We start from the raw sequence: 14,739 nt of genomic DNA, 5'->3' as shown, positions 1-14,739 counted from the left end.
AACCCAGCTTCTCACAGCGCCAGTTCGGCGAGCCGCTCCCGAACTCGCCCCGCTCCGGCCGCATCCCCGTTCCCCTCGTACCACTCCCCCGCAACCCGCAGATCCGCCGCCTCCTCAGTCTCCCGCCCGGCCCGCCGATGCACGTCGGCCCGCAGCTCGACCGCGTCGGCGTGCTGCGGCCAAGCCCCTTCGGACGCCATGATCCGGACGGCCTTGTCGAGGCAGACGAGGGCCTGTTCGAGGTCTCCGGCGTTGCGGTGGAGTTCCCCGAGGCACGTGTAGACGCGTCCTTCGTTGTGGACATCGCCGAGTGAACGGAAGCCCACGAGCGCGCCGTTGAGCCGGGCGAGGGCGGCGGGGAAGTCACCCGCACCGGTCTCGGCCCGCCCGGTGTGCAGGTCGAGGAGGGCGATGGCACGCTCCTTGTCCTGGAACCCGTCGTCCCCGTCGGCGACACGCGCCCAGACGGTCCGCGCTTCCTGGAACCGCTGGGCGGCCTCGCGCCAGTTCCACAGCCGGAGTCGGAGCAGTCCGGCGGTCTCGACCGCGCTGGCCTCGCCGCGATGATGCCCGCATGCCTGATCGGCGGCGACGGCGTCGGCAAGCGCCTCGGCAGCGTCGGCGGCCCGCCCGACTCCCATGTAGGCGAAGGCGAGTTGGACCTGCATCCGCCCCACCGCACGCGGATCGCCGAACTCCTCGGCCTGCCGCCGCGCGGCCTCGACACCGAGCAGGTGGGTGTCGATCCACTGCGCATGGAACCCGAGCCGCAGGTGCAGACTCCATGTCGCCTCGCACAACTGCCAGACGAGGTCGTCGAATCCGTGGTGCGCGGCGGCCCGGATCACGGCGGCGATGTTCTCCCGCTCACGGCTCAGCTCAGCCAACGCCCGCTTGCCGTCGGGCGATTGGGCACGGAGTCCGCGATAGGCGGGTCCGAGCCTCCACCGCAGCGGCATCACCCGATGATCCGCGTTCGCGGTCGATTTCAGCAGCGCGACGGCAACGCGCCGTACGGCGGCGGCTGTTCGCCCGAGACCGTCCTCGGCGTGGGCCAACTCCCGCGCGTGGGCCCGGGCGGCGTCATGGAAGCGGTACCGCTCCTCCTCGATCTCCTCCAACAGGTGTACGCGGGCGAGGTGTTCGAGCTGTTCGCGTGCCGTGCTCTCGGTGACCCCGGCGGCAGCGGCGGCGATCTGGAGGGTGATCGTCGGCCAGGACCAAGCGCCGAGCGCGCGGTAGAACGCGGCGGTGTCGGGTGGGAGTTGGCCGTAGGAGACGTCGTAGGCGAGGCGTACGGGGTTGTCGGTCATCGGTTCGCCTTCCTCCCGTCGTAGGTCTCGGGCCACCCGTTCCCAACTCAGGTGTTCGCGCTGCGCGAGCCCCGCGCCGGTCGTGCACACCGCGAGCGGGTACCCGCCGGTGCCCTCGGCGACGGCCCGAACTGCCGCCTCCGGGGCTGCTCTTCCCACCGTACGCGCCAGCAGGAGCATGGCGTCATCGGTCGAGAGGGGGCCGACGGTGCGGGGGCGGGCGCCGTAGTGGGCGGTCAGGCGGGCGAGCCGGTGCCGGCTCGTGACGAGGGTCAACGAGGTGGGGGACGCCGGGATCAGGGGCATGACCTGGGCGTCGTCGTGCGCGTTGTCGAGGACGACGAGGAGGCGGCGGTCGGCGGTGAGGGTGCGGTAGAGGTCGCGTTGGCGGGCCTCGTCGCCGGGGACCCGGTCGGGCGCCACGCCGAGGGCTTCGAGGAAGCGGGCGAGGACGTCGGAGGGGGTGAGGGCGGTGGCGGCGGAGTCGCCGGCGAGGTCGACGAACAGGTCGCCGTCGGGGAAGCGTTCGCGCAGGCGGCTGCCGCCCCGGACGGCCACGGCCGTCTTGCCGATGCCGCCGGGGCCGGTGAGCACCCCCACGAACGGGCCGTCACCTTCGCCGGGCAGCGCCTCGATCCACTCCACGACGTCCTCGCGGTCCGTGAACACGGCGGTCGACGGCGGCAGCATCCGTGGGCGGGCAACGGCAGTTGGCGTCGCGCGCTCCGCGAACCGGGTCGCCTCACGCAGCCATGCGCTCACCTCTTCGGCCAACTCCCCAGATCTACGGGAGAGTTCGTCCAAGTCCCGGGCGGCGTCGGCGCATTCGGCCTCGGTGACCGGCAAGGTGGCGGTCTCCCCGGGGCGGGCGCGGCTCAGCAGGCCGTAGAGCCGTTCGGAGATCCGGCGCCCGGCCTCGCCGCCCGCTCCGGACAAGGCACCCGACGCGACCGTGGTGACGGCCGAGGTCGCCATCCCTATCAACAGTGACACGCAGGTCTCCCCAACTCGCCGTTGCGGAAATCGTATCCACAAGTTTCTGACCTGCGACCGGGAGGCAGAAGATGGCACTTACCTCACCGAATGCCACGATTCACACACACTCCGCTACCGTTCTCTCGTGACAGGCTTGCAAGCCGCGCTCTGGGGACTGCTGGGAAGCGGTGTCGCCGAAGCGCTGAATCTCTCCGCGTCCATGCGACCGGTCGGCCCGCGCCGGAAGTGGCGGTGGCCGTGGCACAGCAGGGCCGACCGGCCGGTGATGCTGGTGGCGGTCGCGCTGCGGCTGTTCGCCGGGCTGGGGCTCGCGGCGGCGCTCGGGGCGGCGGGGTATCTCACCGACGAGACGGCCGCGTTGATGGCGGGCGTCGCGACCCCGCTGGTGGTCGCCCGCCTGTTCCAGGCGATCCCGCTGTACGACGCACCCCCGGCCGCCGACCCCGCCGTACCCGCCGCCCGCGAGAGCGCCGAGAGCGGGAGGTCAAGTGCCGCGCTATGACAGCGAGTTGGGGAGGTGGGTGCGGGCGCTGGCGGCGGACATGTACGGCGGGGTGCGCGCCGAGCGTCAACTCGCCGCGTACGAAGGGGTGGACTCCGGTCGTCAACTCACCCCGGACGACGGGGTGCACGCCGCCCCGTACGACGGCCGACGGCCACCCGTGTACGGTTCACCCCGCACCGCCGGTCGCCAACCCGCCCCGTACCCCCGCGACTTCGCGACCCGTCTCGCCCTCGCGCTCGCCCTGCGGCCGATGCCCCCGCGTCTCCCCTCGGTCCCCCGGCCGGGCCCTCACTGGTTCCCCGGTCTCCTCACCACGTTCGCGCTCGTCCTCACCTGTCTGACCACGGCCGCCGCGCAGGGCGTGCTGCCGACACCGTGGCGGGAACCGGCGCCGCCCGGCGGGGCGGTGCCGGACGTGCGGTGGCGGGCGGCCGGGGGAATGCGCCCCCAAGTCGGCGCGGGCGCCATGGTGTTCTCGCCGGCGGACAGGAACCGCCTGATGGTGGTCGGAGCGGGCGGGGTCGAGGCGTGGGACGTGGCGGACACCGTGCGGCCGAGGGAGGTGTACCTCTCGCGGATGCCGGACGCCCGACCGGTGTCCGCGCTGGGGATCGACTCGGACCGCCGGACGGTGCTGGCGGCCTCCGACGAGCAGTTGATCACCTGGGACACCGGGGTGGGCGTACTGCCCTGGCTCGAATTCACCCCCGACGTACGCGGCGTGAAGGCCCTGCGCAAGCGGACCGGGAGCCTCGACATCGTCGTACGCCGCTCGCGGAACCTGACCGTCCTGCGGGAGGCCGCGACGAACGGATCCGCCCGTGAGGGTTTCCAGACAACGGCGAGTTTCTCGCAGGCCGCGCACGCCGCGCAGTTCTCCCCGGACGGCAACACCCTCGCCATCGCCGACGACTTGGGGAACGTCCAACTGTGGGACCTGGCCCGCAACTACGAACCCACCCCGAGAGGACGCCAGTTGAACACCGGCGCCCGCCTCCCGCGCGCCCTCGCGTTCAGCGCCGACGCCGCCCTGCTCGCGGTGATCGGCAAGGACGACGTCGTACGTCTGTGGGACATCACCCACCCGGACCGTCCCCGGCATCTGGGCAACCCGGTCCAACTCCCGGCCAGGTCCGTCGCGTTCGGCTCGGATCCCCACCTCGTCGCGACGGCGGGCCCGGACGGGACCGTGTCGCTGTGGCGGCGCTGACCGTCTCAATGCAGGCCCACCGCCCGCCTGTTCACGCGCAGGGCGGGTCGTACGGCAGGTCCGCCGAGATGTGTTCGTGCCACGTCTCCTTCGTCAGCGCGGTGTGCGTCGCCGCACAGATCTGTGCGCGGGCGCGCGCCACGCCGGTCTGCCAGAGGCGTACGGTCCCGTCGTTGCCGGTGCTGACCAGCGCGCCGCCGGGGAGGAAGCGCAGGCCGGACACGGAGCCGATGTGGCCGGGGACGGGGGCGCCGTAGAGGGCGGGGTGGGCGGGGTCGGCGGTGTTCCAGAGGCGGATCTCGCCGCCCGCGTCGCCGCTGGCGAGGAGGCGGCCGTCGGGTGAGAAGTCGGCGGAGTTGAGGATCGCCCCGGCCGTGAGGGGGCCGCCGGTCTGGCGCGGGGCGCCGGTGCCGGAGACGTCCCAGAGGTGAAGTCGGCTGTCTCCGCCCGCTGTGGCGAGGAGCCGGCCGTCGCGGCTGAGGGTGATCGCGTAGACGATCTGCGCGTTGAGGGCGTACCCGGTCATCACCGGGGCCTTGCCCGGCCCGGTCCGCCAGGACCGCAGCAGGCCGATCATGTCCCCTGAGTACATCTTGTCGTTGGCCGGGTCGGCCGCCAACGCCCGGACGGGCAGGGTGATTCCGCCGATGTTGCCGCCAAGTGCGGTGGGTTGCGCGGGGTTTGTGGTGTTCCAGGCGCGCAAGCCGCCCGCGTACCGGTTGCGGACCTCCAGGTAGCCGGCGGTGAGGGTGGTGCCGTCGGCGGCGAAGGCGAGTGCCGACACCGGGTCGCCGACGCCGGTCAGGGCGGGGCCGAGCGGGGTGGGGCGGGTGGGCGAGGTGACGTCCCACAGCCGGACGGCTCCGGTGAACTCGCCGGTGGCGAGGACCTGTTGGCGGCCGGGGCGGAACGCGAGCGCGTTCACCGAGCCGGTCAGCGCCGGGAGTTCACCGAGGCGGACGAACCGGTCGGGCGCGGAGACGTCCCACAGGGTGACGCGGTTGCCCGTGGCGACGGCGATGCGGCGTCCGTCGGGCGTCGCGGCGAGCGCCAGCACCTCGTCGCCGATCACCAGCGCGGGCGGCAGGCGCCAGAGGCGTACGAGTCCGTCGGCGCCGCCGCTGACGACCGTACGGCTGTCGGGGCCGAAGGCTAGGGTGCCGGCCATGCCCGAATGGCCGCGCAGGGTGGGGGTGATGACGCGGGCGCGGGCCGGGGCTCGGACGTTCCAGAGGTTGACGCCGCCCGATGTGTCGCCGGTGGCGAGGAGTTGGCCGTCGGGGCTGAACGCCACCGAGTTGACCACCGAGTTGAGCATGAGCTGGTTGACGGTGGTGAGGCGGCGGGGGTCGGTGAGGTTCCAGAGCAGGACGCGGTAGTCGCTGGAGGCGGTGGCGAGGGTGTGGCCGTCGGGGCTGATCGCGACCTGGTTGATGACGAAGGCGTGGCCGCCCTTCGGGTCGGGCAGCGGTTTGGGGCGGGTGGGGTCGGAGACGTCCCAGAGCTTCAACAGGGCGGCGCCCTGGCCTCCTTGGGCGGTGCCGCCGCCCGCCACGAGGACCTTGCCGTCGGGGGTGAGGGCGACGCTGCCGATGCCCTGGCCGCTCGTGTTCAGGGCGCGGCTCAGCCGGTGCGGGGCGCGCGGGTCGGCGAGGCTCCACAGTTCGACCTCGCCGGTCATCGAGGCGGGGACGCCGGGGGTCGCGGTGCCCGTGGTGGTGACGGCGACGGCGAGGGTGCGGCCGTCGGCGCTGAGCGCGAGGCTGCCGACCGTGCCGTGCCGGGAGACCCGTACGGGTGCGGACAGCGGCTGCGGGCGGGCCGGGTCGGAGAGGTCGAGGACGCGGATCAGTCCGTCCGAACTGCCCCACACCATCAGGTTGTTGCGCTTGTCGTAGACGAGGGGCTGGATGCCGCCGGTCGCGGTGCCGGCGCGGATGTCGCCGGTGAGCGGGGTGGGGACGGTGGTGCGGGGGACGTTCCACAGGCGCAGCCGGCCGAGGGTGTCGGTGGGTGCGGAGGTGGCTGTCATGAGGTGTCCGCCGGGGCCGAAGGCGACCGTGTGGACGAGGCCGTACCGGCCGGGCAGGGTCTGCGGGAGGATCGCGCCGGACTCGGCGAGCAGGTGGGAGCGGAGAGTCTCGGTGGGCCTCATGTCGTAGGCGGCGAGGTCGAGTTGGGCGGCGAGCGCACTGTCCGTGCCGCGCAGCCGGTCGGCCTCGGCGGTGACCCGGTTGAAGATCGCCTCGTCGCGCTGTTCGACGGCCTCGCGGCGGCGGTCGAGGGCGTAGACGGCGAGCGCGGAGGCGATGAGGGCGAGCGCGGAGACGGCGGCGACGGCGCCCCGGCGCAGTCTGCGGGTACGGCGCTCCTGGGCGCCGGAGGCGTGCAGGAACTCGGCGGCGAGCGGGGTGACGTCGGCGGGGTCGGCGACAGCAGCCCAGGACCGGGCGTGGTTGAGCCGTGCGCCCCTGAACAGGGCGTCTCTGTCGCGGTGTTCGCCGTCGGACCAGCGGACGGCGGCCTCCCAGACCTCCTGGCGGACCAGGCTGGTCTCGTTGCCGGGGGCGATCCAGTTGTCGAGCAGTTCCCAGCCCCGCAGCAGCGCCTCGTGGGTGATCTCGACGGTCCCGTCACCGCGTCGGCCGCCGCTCTGGGTGAGGAGGCGGGCCTCGGTGAACGCGTCGACGACCGGGGGGACTTGGGCCGGGTCGCGGGCCTCCTGGAGGAGTTCGCGGCGGGTGCGGCGGCGGAAGGTGGTCGCGCCGCGTTCGTCGACCCGGACGAGTCCGGTGAACAGGCCGCGCGTCACGTCCTTCTGATTGTCTGTCAGATTCTTGTACACGCGCTCGGCCGCCGCGTTGACGGCGTCGTCGATGCCGCCCGCCGCCCGGTACGCGGCGACGGTCAGGCGGTCGCCGGTGCGCTGCTGCCAGGTGGAGTGCAGGGCCTGGGAGAGGAACGGGAGGCGGCCGGGCGGGTAGGCGTCGCGCTGGGGCGCGCCCGCGCGCAGGTCGCGGACGATGACGTCGGCGAGCTGCGGGTCGATGGAGAGGCCCGGCACGCGGCTCACGGGGCCTTCGATGGCCGCGCGGACCTCGTCGTCGGTCATCGCGCCGACAATCACGTCGTTGCGCAGGGCGGCCCGCAGGTGCGGGTAGGGGGCGCAGTCGCCGTAGCGGTCGGCGCGCAGGCCGTAGACGACCAGGGCGAGGGGGGTGAGGGCGGCGAGGGCGTCGGCGAAGTGGGTGCGGGCGGATTCGTCGCGGCAGTGGGTGAAGAGCTCCTCCAGCTGGTCGACGACGATGACGGCCCGTGCGCCGGGCGGGAGTTGGAGGCTGGTGCGGAGCAACTCGCGGTACGTGGCGGGGCCGTTGTCCAACGCGGCGCGCACGTGGGCGGGTTCGGCGCCGGTCAGGCGGGCGGAGGCTTCCGCGAGCTGTCCGAGGGGGTCCTCCGTCGGCTTCAGCAGGAGTTGGGGCCAGCGCTGGGAGCCCGGCAGCATCCGGCCTTTCGTCAGCTCGGGGAGGAGACCGGCCCGCAGGAGGGAGGACTTGCCCGCGCCCGAGGGGGCGACGACCGCCGCCGGCGTCCCCTCGTCCAGGCACCGCTTGAGGGTCTCCCCCAACTCCGCGACCAGTTTGCTCCGTCCGAAGAACCAGCGCGCCGACTCGCGGTCGAACGCCTTCAGTCCGGGGTAGGGGCACTCGGTCACGGCGGACGGGGTGTCGTCGTAGGCGGTCGTGCCGTCGCCGTAGTGGTGGACGACGATGTCGCCGGCGGCCTGGAGGACCCTGCTGTCGCCGGTCGCCCATGCGGTGAGCGTGAGGGCGACCGATTCCTGACGGTCCGTCATGATGTGGGTGCCTGGCCGATGTTCATGTCGCCGGCGGACTGGTAGATGCGGGAGCGGCCGTGGGACTCGGCGTTGAAGACGGGACCCGTCCGCGGGGCTCCGTGCGGGGCGAGTTCGGCGACCAGGTCGAGGAGGGCGCGGGCGGCGTCCGGGTCGTCCTCGACGATTCTCCTGAACCTCAGCCGCCAGGCCGCCGTGAGGTCGGAGCGGTTCGCCTCGTCCGCCGGGTCGGCGAGCAACAGGGCGCGGTCTCGGGCGAGTTCGAGGGGCAGGCGCTCGGTGTCGGGCGTGCGGCGCAGGCGGGCGAGGAGGAGGCGGGCGCGCTCCCAGGTCTCCGTGGTGAGGGCGCCCACGAGCGCGTTCGCGGCGCTCGCCGCGAGAGTGGCCAGTTCGGTGTCCATGGGTGCGCCCCCGTAAACGCGATGCCGATGGGTCCTGTGTGGGGACTGTTCTCGCACCGGTCCGTGCCGTCCGCGCGCGGTTGAACGTATCTGGTGCGCTTCGGACTTGGTGTGACCGTTCGGTGTGCGCGGGCCGACCGGACGGAGTCCCCCTGATGCCGTTCTCACGGCTCCGCCGGCCGGCCCTGGGCGCCGCTCACGCCCGTTTCCCCCCTGTGCGCGGCCCGCATCCGGCTCCCCGGGTCCGCGTCCACAACGTACGGCGGGGTGTTCGCGGTGTCCTCAGGGGTCGCCCCCTGGTTCTGCGTCCGGACCTCCCGAGAACCGGAATGCCTGCGGGTCGTCCAGGTGGGCCTCCAGGGCGGAGACCAGCGAGACGACGCCGTGGAAGGGGTGGCCCCGGTCCTCGGGGCCGGTCTTCACCGTCCCCTCCAGGTGGCCCTCCGGCGACCTGCGCAGTTCGATGAGGATCAGCACGTCGGACTCCTTCGCCGTGGGCCGACTCGCCACGGTAGGACGGGAGTTCGGGGAGCGCGTCGGGAGCGACCCCCGAGAAACCGTCCGGCCGTCCCCGGTACGGCTCGTCAGTCTTCCAGCTTCAGCGCCCTGAGTTGGTCCCGGCTCAGGTGCAACTTGTCGTAGGCGTGCTGGAGATGGGTCTCCACGGTCTTCTGCGCGACGCCGAGGCGGCGGGCGATGCCCTGGTTGGAGAGGCCGGTGCGCATGAGGCGTACGGCTTCGCGCTCGCGCGGGGTGAGGGCGGCGAGGGCGGAGACCGGGCCGGTGAGGCTCAGGCCCAGGTCGGCTGCCAGGCGCCGGGTTTGGGCCTCGTAGGCGTGGGCGCCGGAGTCGGTGAAGGTGTGCAGGGCTTCGCGTAACGCCGCCTCCGCCGCCAGCCCTCTGCCCAGGGCCGATAATTGACGCGCCGTCACCAATCTTACGCGGGCGCCCTCCAGGGGCAGGCCCGCTTCCTTCGCCAGGGTGAGGGCCTCCTCGCAGGACGCGAGGGCGGTGGCCGGTTCGCCCCGGGCCTCGCTGATCTGGGCGCGGACCCTGGCCACGGCGAGGTGGGCGGAGACGCGGTCCGCCTCGCGGGTTCGGGCCGCGAACTGGGCCAGTTCGTGGGCGGCTTCGGCCGTGCGGCCCAGTCGGGAGAGGGCGTCCGCGCGGACCGGGCCGAAGAGGTGTGCGCCGGGTTCTCTGGACGAGTAGTGCGTCTCGATCGCCTCGGCCGCGTCCAGGAAACCCTCGTGGTCCTCGGCGGCCTGGGCGATGGCCGCGCGGGCGCCCGCCGCGAACGCGAAGCTCATGGGGCTGGCGAGGAGCTGGGACCAGTCGGTGGCCTCCCTCGCGTGCCGCGCCGCCTCCTCCCAACTTCCTTGCGCGGCAAGGGGGTAGCAGGCCAGGGCGTACAGCAGGGGGTAGTCCCAGACGCGGCCGTTCTCCGCCGCGTCCCCGATCGCCGACGCCGTCAGCCGGACCGCCTCCGCGAGGTTCCCCCTGCGGTACTCCGCCTCCCCGAGGAACCCGAGGCCCTGTCCGATCCGCAGCGCCTCGCCGCGAGTTGCCCGCTCGACCGCGCTGCCGAGGTCCGTGTGGGCGCCGTCCAGGTCGTCCGTCCAGAGGCGGATCATGCCGCGCGCGACCAGGCCGTCCAGACCGGCGGGGGCGCCCGGGAGGTGCACCGCGCCCAACTCCTTCAGCGCCTTTCCGGCGTCCCCTGCGAGGGCGGTGCCCACCGTCTTGGCGAACCAGGCGAACGCCCTCACCCAGGGTTCCTCCGTGGGGGCGGCTACTGCGGCTTCGCCGTAGAACACCATGTCCTGGTAGTCGAGTTGGACTACGCCGATGATGGCGAGCTGGGTGGCGATGCGGGCTTCCAGGTCGGCGGGGGTGATTGAGGGGGGCGCGGGAGTCTCGTGGTTCTGAAGGCGGTCCTGAAGTGGGCTCCCCTTCACGGGAGTTGCGCTCTCCGGCGCCCGCACCGCCTCCAATGCCCGTAAGAACAGCCCCCGCGCCTCCGTGATCCGTCCGCCCAGCAGCACCAGGTATCCGTGCACGTAGTCCACCCACGGCCCCGGTGCCAGCGACGTCAACTCCCCTTCGTACCGCCGTGCGGTGGACGCGTCGCCGCTCACCAGGAGTGTCTCCACGGCCGTGAGGAGGCGGGCGCGGACATGCGGGCCCGGTGGGGTCAGTTCGAGGGCGTGTCCGGCGTACACCGCGGCCAACCTGAGGTTCCCGAGGGAGAGTTGGCGGCGCGCCTCCCGCTCGGCGGCGAGCGCGACGTCCTCGTTCTGGCCCTGGTCCGCGGCGATCCGGTGCCACAGCGCGTCCGGTCCGCCGAACTCGGCGGCGGCACGGTGCAGTCGGCGGCGGCGCCCCGGGCTCATGTCGCTGTACACATAATCGCCGATCACCCCGTTGGGAAACGCGAGCGTACGCCCTCCGGTGCCGGGCACCTCCACCAACAGCCCCGCACGCACGGCTTCGTCGAGCGCCTCACCCACATCACCGCCCCCGCCTCGCGCCACGCCCCCGCCCATACCGGGCACACCTGCGCCACCGACCGCTCCGGCCGACCCGACGCCGCCGACCGCTCCGGCCGACTCCACCCTGCCGGGCAACCCGCCCGGCCTCACGCCGCCGGGCAACCCCTCCGACTCCGCGCCGCCGACCGCTTCGACCGACCCCACATCTCCGGGCACCCCCACCGACCCCACGTCGCCGACCGCCCCAGCCTGTCCCGCACCACCGACCGCCCTCGCCGACCCCGCCCCGCCGAGCACCCCGCCCGCCCCCACATCGCGGACCACCCCACCGGTCACCTCACCCCCGTACCCGTCCCCCGCCCGCAACCCCGCCAACTCCCTTGCCTGCGCCAGCAGAAACCGTCGCCCCAACACCGCCCCGGCCGCCACAAGGTCCCGTGTCCCCGGCGCGCAGGACCCCAGCCGGGAGATGAGTGTCAGCGGCATCGACCGGTGCGCGGGGAGCGGGCCCTGTCCGTACGCGAGCGCGTGCGGAGTGACCTGTTGGAGCAACTGCCGTGCGTGCAACGGGTTTCCGCCGGTCAGCTCGTGCAAGTGCGCTGCCCCGGACGGGGAGAGCCGGGGCTGTCCCCAGGACGGCGCGAGCCGCAGCAGCGCGTCCGCCGAGAGCCCCTCCAGCCGTACGACGTCCCCCTCGCCGGACTCGATCAGCCGCCGCCACCCCTCGTGGAGCCCCTCGTGCGCGCGCCCCCACGAACGCCCCTGCGTCACCGCCGCGTCGACCGGCACGTGCGCCAGCACGAGCAGCACGGGTTCGTTGCGCAGCGACCGCGCGGCGAGCCGCAGGGCCGTCATCGACGCGCGGTCACCCCAGTGCGCGTCGTCGACCACGACGACCACCGGCCCGACCCGCCCCAGATCCTCCGCGAGCGCACGGGCGACCAGCGCGGGATCGGCCTCCTCGGTCAACTCCCCGCCCCGCGCGCCGGGCAGCTCCTGCACGACCTGCCGCAGCACCTCCCAGGGCCGCCGCTCCCACGCCTCGTCCCCGTAGGACCGGGCGACGAGCGGCGGCGCGGCCTCCTTCAGGAACGCGCCGACCAGCGCCGATTTCCCGATCCCCGGCGCGCCTTCGACGACCACGACGGTGGGCCGCAGCCGCAGCGTCCGCCGCCAGGCGTCCCGCAGCACACCGAGCTCGGCGCCGCGCCCGGCGAGCGGAGAGGGATTCGGTACGAAAAGGTCACCACTGGCCGCCACGGAGCCACCCCTTCCCCGCTGGAGGACGCCCAGTATGACCGGATTGGAACGCCCGGAACAGACTCACGACGGAGGGGAGGCGGAGGGGGGCGAATTCGGGGGGCAGATCGGCCCTGCGGGGTACACGGGTAGCTCGCAGGGGGTACGGGCCCGTCCCGGCGAGGCGGGCGGATCAGCCCTGGGAGGTACCCGGGTAATCCACGCGGGGCACAGACCCGAGCCCGCGAAAACGAGGGTCGCCCCTGGGGCGTACCCGGGTAGCACCCCGGGCGTCGGGCTGTCTCCTGCGAGGGCGGTGGGTAGCTCGGGAGTATTACCGGGGTACCCCGCAGGGCCAACCCGCGCACCTTGCGGAGGTGCCGCGAGCCTCGGAGGTACTACCCGGGTACACCCGAAGGCCGACCCGCCCGCCTCACGGCAGCGGCGCAAGCCCCGGGAGTACTACCCAGGTACACCGAAAGGCGACCCTCACCCCTCGCGGAGCCAGCTCGGGCTTCGCGGGTACTCCCCGGTTACACCCCACCCCACCCCCAGCGGCCCGCCCCCGAACCCACCACCCCCGCCCTACCCCCGAAACTCCTCCGTCCGCTCCACCGAAGCCTCCCCCAACGCCTTCCGCACCGCGTCCGCATCCCCCCGCAGCCCATACACCGGCGTAGCCGGCTGCTGGCGCCACGACTCGTCGATCGTCCCCGCATCAACCGTGTCGAACCCCAGCTCCTCGACCAACGCCCGCACCTTCGCCTTGGCGACCGGATCGTCCCCGGCGACAGGTACGGCGATCCGCTCGGGGTCACCCGCAGGCCGATGCCGGTCCAGGATGTCCTGCGCGTACGTACCGTTGAACACCTTCACCACATCGCGCCCGAGGTGATTGGCCACCCACCGGCTCTCCGTGATCCCGCTGTCCTCGATCTCCCCGATCCGCCCGTCCCGCTCACGCGGGTAGTAGTTGTTCGTGTCGACGACGACAGCATCCTCGGCCGCCCCGGCAAGAACATCGTCCGGCAGCCCGGGAATCGCCTTGAGCGGAATGGTCACGACAACGACCTCGGCCCCCTTGGCAGCGTCCTCCACGGCAACGGCAGTCGCCCCGGTCTCGGCAGCAAGTTCACCCAAGGTCTGCGGCCCCCGAGAGTTGGCGACGGACACGTCATGCCCCACCGCGGCAAGCCGCCGCGTCAGGTTCCCACCGATGTTGCCCGCCCCGATGATCCCGATCTTCATGACTGACCCTCCAATGGATGCATACGCATGTACCCCCAACCAAATTCTCCCACCCCCTATTCCGCCCCCGCCACACACACTCCAAGCAACCGTTCCTAGTCAGTGATCAGGAGTGGGTCTTGGACCCATGTCCTGGCACTGCGCGCATCCCGAACGGTTTTGGGTGCGCTGGTCGCCCGCGTTCTGTGTGCTGTCTCCGTTCGGGCACCTGCATCGTGTGCACGCTCCGTGACGGAGTGGCGGGTTTCCTCACGTCCTCGGGCTTCCGGTCGGGCCTGGACGGTCCGATGCCCCGCACGATCACTCTGGTCGTGCGGGGGCGGTGCCGTCCTCCCCCAGCACCTGAAGGGCCCGGGAGGTGCCCCCATCCGGATCGGATGCCCGAGGGGGCGCGTCGTCCGATCGCGATACCGGCGGCATCGTGACGGGACATCTTTCGTCGTGGGGTGGCCAGCGGCTTCTGCCAGTGCCGGCCACCCCACTGGGAGGTACAGGCCGGGTCGACGGCCACGATCGACAGGCCGGCTTCGGCGGCCATGGAGACGAGGCGGGCCTTGGGTTTCCCGGTCGGGATGCCGGAGCTGAGCTGACGGAACCGCTTCTCGCGGCCGTGCATCTCCCGGGTCTTCTCCGCGGTGAAGTCGAGGTCTTCAACGGCGATGGCGGCCACGCCGCACCGCTTGGCCCGGTGCAGGATCCGGGTGATGGCGTGCCGGATCTGCGCGTCCCGGTGATCGGCTGTGCCGGACAGGTCGTAGAAGAAGCGGTGCGGCTCACCCACCGGGTTGCCGTGGACGTCGAGGCGGTAGGCGGCGGTGGGGGTCCCCCCGCGCGAGCGAAGCCGAGCGTGGGGGAGGTCGGCGTTGGTGTCCACTCCGGCCATACCCGCCGCTCGGGCCGTCTCCAGCGGAACCGTCTGGACGACGGGCCGTTGCCACGAGGCGGTGCGGTACCAGCGCCCGCGCCCCGCGTCCAGGTGGATGCGGTAGGCCACGGCCCGGTTCGCTTCCACACGGTCGGCCCACGCCTCGCCCCGGTGCTTGAATGCCACGGTGGAAGTCAGGACGTACCGGCCATGCCTGGCGTTCGCGTGGTGGGCGAGCGTGGCAGGCAGCTTGATGGACACTTCGCCATCGGGGGTGACGCGGATCGTCTCGTTCCCGAACCGTTTCCCCGACTCTCCGTCGGCGGCCGGGAACCAGCGTTCGGCCTCCCACCACCGCCGCCACTCGGTCTCGGCGAGCCGGGCCTTCGCGAGATGGTTCCGGGTGTTCGCGAGGCGCTTGCCGCCGCGCACGACACGCACCCGCCCCGCCTGCCAGTCCCGGACGGCAGCATCATGCCGAGCCTCCAAAGCGGCCGGACGGCGGGACTTGGCGTGCCACTCGCTCTTCGACGGGTAGCCCCCCGCCACCCACTTCCCGGCGCGGAGTTATCAGCGTCCCCACACGCCCGACGCCCTCGTCCCGCACGCAGCGG

8 protein-coding genes and 1 pseudogene are annotated in these 14,739 nt (G+C 72.9%); 2 read left to right on the top strand and 7 right to left on the bottom strand.

Going from position 1 to position 14,739, the window contains the following annotated elements; all coding sequences use genetic code 11:
* Window positions 1–11 precede the first annotated feature (11 nt).
* A complete protein-coding gene (locus ACQCO7_RS30195) occupies window positions 12–2,306 on the bottom strand; it encodes an AAA family ATPase (protein WP_464074767.1) in 2,295 nt (764 codons plus the stop codon).
* A 127-nt stretch (window positions 2,307–2,433) separates the two neighbouring features.
* On the opposite strand from ACQCO7_RS30195, the gene ACQCO7_RS30190 reads away from it, so the two are divergent.
* Together ACQCO7_RS30190 and ACQCO7_RS30185 are read left to right on the top strand one after the other, a co-directional pair.
* Window positions 2,434–2,811: a hypothetical protein gene (locus ACQCO7_RS30190; RefSeq protein ID WP_133258282.1), complete on the top strand. Its 378-nt coding sequence runs from the start codon at window positions 2,434–2,436 to the stop codon at window positions 2,809–2,811.
* On the top strand, window positions 2,798–4,024 hold the full coding sequence (locus ACQCO7_RS30185) for a WD40 repeat domain-containing protein (protein WP_464074766.1): 1,227 nt from the start codon (window positions 2,798–2,800) through the stop codon (window positions 4,022–4,024). The genes ACQCO7_RS30190 and ACQCO7_RS30185 overlap by 14 nt, the downstream gene beginning before the upstream one ends.
* A gap of 31 nt (window positions 4,025–4,055) precedes the next feature.
* On the opposite strand, the gene ACQCO7_RS30180 is transcribed toward ACQCO7_RS30185, so the two are convergent.
* From ACQCO7_RS30180 to ACQCO7_RS30155, 6 genes and pseudogenes are all read right to left on the bottom strand, one after another.
* Entirely contained in the window at window positions 4,056–7,880 is a 3,825-nt protein-coding gene (locus ACQCO7_RS30180) for an nSTAND1 domain-containing NTPase (RefSeq protein ID WP_464074765.1), read from the bottom strand.
* Window positions 7,877–8,281: a hypothetical protein gene (locus ACQCO7_RS30175; protein ID WP_464074764.1), complete on the bottom strand. Its 405-nt coding sequence runs from the start codon at window positions 8,279–8,281 to the stop codon at window positions 7,877–7,879. Before ACQCO7_RS30175 ends, ACQCO7_RS30180 begins: the two co-directional genes overlap by 4 nt.
* Before the next feature lie 282 nt (window positions 8,282–8,563).
* Window positions 8,564–8,758, bottom strand: a complete 195-nt coding sequence (locus ACQCO7_RS30170) for a hypothetical protein (RefSeq protein WP_050369202.1) — start codon at window positions 8,756–8,758, stop codon at window positions 8,564–8,566.
* 107 nt (window positions 8,759–8,865) lie between these two features.
* Window positions 8,866–12,033: a helix-turn-helix transcriptional regulator gene (locus ACQCO7_RS30165; protein WP_464074763.1), complete on the bottom strand. Its 3,168-nt coding sequence runs from the start codon at window positions 12,031–12,033 to the stop codon at window positions 8,866–8,868.
* Between the two features lie 564 nt (window positions 12,034–12,597).
* A complete protein-coding gene (locus ACQCO7_RS30160) occupies window positions 12,598–13,260 on the bottom strand; it encodes an NADPH-dependent F420 reductase (RefSeq protein WP_464074762.1) in 663 nt (220 codons plus the stop codon).
* A 95-nt stretch (window positions 13,261–13,355) separates the two neighbouring features.
* Window positions 13,356–14,680, bottom strand: a pseudogene (locus tag ACQCO7_RS30155) (IS200/IS605 family accessory protein TnpB-related protein); the annotation flags it as partial.
* Between the last annotated feature and the right edge of the window lie 59 nt (window positions 14,681–14,739).

Source organism: Streptomyces saintjeani (assembly GCF_055409605.1).
Note: the sequence above shows the minus strand (reverse complement) of the source record. Positions and strands in the feature narration are given on the sequence as shown.